The organism is Microcystis sp. LEGE 00066, assembly GCF_015207925.1.
Classification (GTDB): domain Bacteria; phylum Cyanobacteriota; class Cyanobacteriia; order Cyanobacteriales; family Microcystaceae; genus Microcystis; species Microcystis ichthyoblabe_A.
On the sequence record NZ_JADEVX010000301.1, the window covers coordinates 1 to 3,307 of the forward strand.

At 45.2% G+C, this 3,307-nt stretch carries 4 protein-coding genes; all 4 read left to right on the forward strand.

Going from position 1 to position 3,307, the window contains the following annotated elements:
• Positions 1-112: 112 nt before the first annotated feature.
• The 4 genes from IQ224_RS22740 to IQ224_RS22755 all read left to right on the forward strand — a co-directional run bounded on the left by IQ224_RS22740 (position 113) and on the right by IQ224_RS22755 (position 3,193).
• A complete protein-coding gene (locus tag IQ224_RS22740; protein WP_228036363.1) occupies positions 113-421 on the forward strand; it encodes a hypothetical protein in 309 nt (102 codons plus the stop codon).
• Positions 379-1,347: a DUF1822 family protein gene (locus IQ224_RS22745; protein ID WP_002748416.1), complete on the forward strand. Its 969-nt coding sequence runs from the start codon at positions 379-381 to the stop codon at positions 1,345-1,347. The genes IQ224_RS22740 and IQ224_RS22745 overlap by 43 nt, the downstream gene beginning before the upstream one ends.
• A gap of 63 nt (positions 1,348-1,410) precedes the next feature.
• Positions 1,411-1,728, forward strand: coding sequence for a DUF433 domain-containing protein (locus tag IQ224_RS22750; RefSeq protein ID WP_002748414.1), 318 nt, complete (start codon positions 1,411-1,413; stop codon positions 1,726-1,728).
• A 31-nt stretch (positions 1,729-1,759) separates the two neighbouring features.
• The gene (locus tag IQ224_RS22755) at positions 1,760-3,193 is read left to right on the forward strand and encodes a CHAT domain-containing protein (protein ID WP_036402892.1); all 1,434 of its coding nucleotides are present in this window, start codon (positions 1,760-1,762) and stop codon (positions 3,191-3,193) included.
• Positions 3,194-3,307 lie beyond the last annotated feature (114 nt).

Sequence of the window (3,307 nt, forward strand, 5' to 3'; positions counted from 1 at the left end):
ACTTAATTTGTCCAGCCAACTGTTTTTTTGGGTGATCGCCTCTCCTCAAAAATAGTTACTTTGTACTATATGCCCATGCCAAAATCGGGGTTAATGCTCTATTTATTTCAAAATGAGAATTGCTGGTTTTTCCTTCGTCTGGCAGGCAGAACAACAAGGTGAGGGGTGGTATCGTCTTCATCCCTTCATCCGTCGTTTCAACCACGAGCAGAAGCGGGAGCGAACCCAGGCTGCCCATCAAGTCTTGGAGCGGTACTATCGAGAAAGGGAGAATCAGGCGGAAGCTCTCTATCATGCTTATTGGCATGATCCTCTGAGGGCGAAAGAGGAGTGGATCGAAGTTTTTGGAAAAGCCAACCAACAGGAGGACAATGAACTATGTCAGGCACTAGCGGAAATCAAGAAAGAAATTCCTTTCTAGACGGTCAAATTGCCCAATTAATGGGGGATTATCTAACTCGCTTGCAGCGGTATGAGGAAGCTAGGGAGGAATACCAAGAAGCTAGTGAAGGGTATGAAAATATCTCTCCCGCTTCCCCGGACTTTGAGACAGCCCAAAATAACCAAAAAGTAGTTCTGGGAAAACTTAATCGCTTACCAGAGCGGCAGAAATCCAGTCAAGACTACCGTTTAGAAAAGCTCTTTGCTGTTGAAAAGGAACAATCTCGTTCAGTTTCCTTAAAAAGCCGAGTCAATTTGAGCCAATGGTTGCAAAATGTTTTTGAGGAAAGCTGGCAGACGATTGAACAGCTTTTTGCACCTGGAGAACCCTGTTTTGCCTATGCTTATGCTTTACGCGAGCGCGGGGCTGATTTTATGGATTCCAAGACGGTTCGCGATTTAATTGAGACGATTTATACCAGTCAGGAAGAGCATCGCCGCAGACAAGCAGCACTGCGCTTGGGAGAGATGGGAACTGCATCTTCTGAGGTATTGGCGGCTCTGACTCACTTGCTGGGGGTAACTCAGGATGAAGAAACCCGTTGGAGTGCGGCAGAGAGTTTATGGCGGCTCGCTCCGCATAACTTGGCAGGTGGGTTGAGGAGAGTTAAAGATTTAGGAATGCTGATCGGGGAACACCCAGTGACTCTAATGGTGGCTGTCTTGCCTAAAACTGACCAAATGATAGCGGTTCTCCTCAGAGTCTATCCGATGCGAAACCAGAAATATTTGCCTGCCCACTTACAATTAGTGGTGCTCGATGAGGCTGGGAAAACCTTTTTGGAAACTGAGGCGAGAGAACTGGACAATTACATCCAACTCAAGTTTAGTGGTTCACCGGGAGAACAGTTCAGTGTCAGGGTGGGACTGGGAGAGGCAAATATTACCGAAGATTTTACCCTCTAGCAGAACTTTCCCCCTGAGAAATTGCTAGGAACTAAAGTACAAGTAAACGGAGAAAGTTTAATCATGAAAACCGCACTAACCGAATACAAGCATATTCAAATAGACGAACGCGGGATACCAATGATTGCAAGCTCGACAATGAAGGTGATTGATCTGGTGATGGCTCAGATGGCTTACGGTTGGACTCCTGAAGAAATTCAAATCAACCATCGCCATTTGAGTATGAGTCAGATTCACTCAGCCTTCGCCTACTATTGGGATCATAAAGAAGAATTGGACGGAGCGATCGCTGCCGATCTGGAGTATGCCCAAAAAATGCGGCACTCAGCGATCGAGTCGCCTTTTGTGGCCAGACTTAAAACACAAGGAATTCTCAAGTGAGCCTCAAACTTTATTACGACAGGTGATAGCAATGGCTAAGTTAGTGACTGTTAAATTGGGAGAAGGCAACTGGGAACAGGGATTTCCTGTTATCCTGCAAATTGCTGAGGAAGGCTCCCCTCCTTCGATCGAAGTTACAGGTAAATTGCCAAGCGCTCCGGAAATTCCCCAAAACTATGACCAATGGCAGTCTAGTTATAGACATTTGCCTGTTGTTGTCAGGCTAACAGCACCTGCTACCCAAATTACCAATGTTTCCACTACTGCCGACTGTCGCCAGACCCTTCAAACTTTGCAAGATAGCCTCAAACGCTGGCTGAACTCCGAGTCGTTTCGTCCGGTGAGAGAGCGTCTGTTAGAGAATTTGAACCGTTCCGAACCCATTCGCTTCATCATTCAAGCTGGGGATGGCTATTTGCGGCGGCTACCTTGGAATTTGATTGAGTTCTTTGACCATTATCCCAAGTTAGAGGTTGCGATCGCCGCTCCTGTCTTTGAAAAAATTGTTAGCCCACCTCCCCCCACCAAAAGGCTGAGAATCTTGGCAATTTTAGGCAATAGCGAGGGCATTGACGTGACGGCAGATAGACGCTTCTTGGAGAATTTGCCAGGGGCTGAGACGGTTTTTTTGGTAGAACCGCCTCGACAAAAGATTAGCGAACAACTTTGGGAACAACACTGGGACATCCTTTTTTTTGCCGGACACAGCCATACAGAAGGGGAAGTGGGGCGCATTTATATTAATCAAAGGGAAAGTTTGACTATCGGTGAGTTAAAACATGGTTTGAGGACAGCGATCGAAGGGGGGTTACAGTTAGCCATTTTTAACTCTTGTGATGGGTTGGGGTTGGCCAAGGAATTGGAGAATTTGCAAATTCCTCAAGCGATCGTCATGCGAGAACCTGTACCCGATAAGGTGGCACAGGAGTTTTTAAAGCATTTTCTCAAGGCATTTTCTAGGGGTAAATCTTTGTATTTGTCGGTGCGGACGGCGAGAGAACGTCTAGCTGAAGAAGGATTAGATACGGAACTGCCGGGGGTGATGGGGCTGCCCCTTATTTGTCAAAATCCTGCTGCCGTTCCTATAATTTGGCAAACTCAGAAGAGGCTGCCTATCCGTTTTTGGATAGCACTTCCCTTTGTTTTTGCCGCTTCGATGGCACTGGTGTTTATTATACCTAGCATTATTATCTCAATGTCAAATCACAATGAAAATTCACCTCTAAATCGACCGCCAGAAATTGAAACCTATCAATTCCACAAGTACGGAATTTCAATAAAATATCCCCGTAACTGGCAATTACAAGAGGGAAAAGACGACCTAGGAGAATCAGGAATTTTTGTCAAATTTTCACCAGATAAAAACGATTTATCCTCTTTTCCTCCTCGCCTTACTATTAGCCTAGACGAATATTTGATTGGTCCACCTATGTTAGACGATTATGTGAATAGACCTCTTGCATAAATCCGAAAACAAACGATAGAAACAATAATGGGAGGGACTTTCAGTTAATTATTTATTAGTAGTTGATAATCTTCAAAAATGTTGCTGTACAAGGATCGACTTAAGACTTTTGCA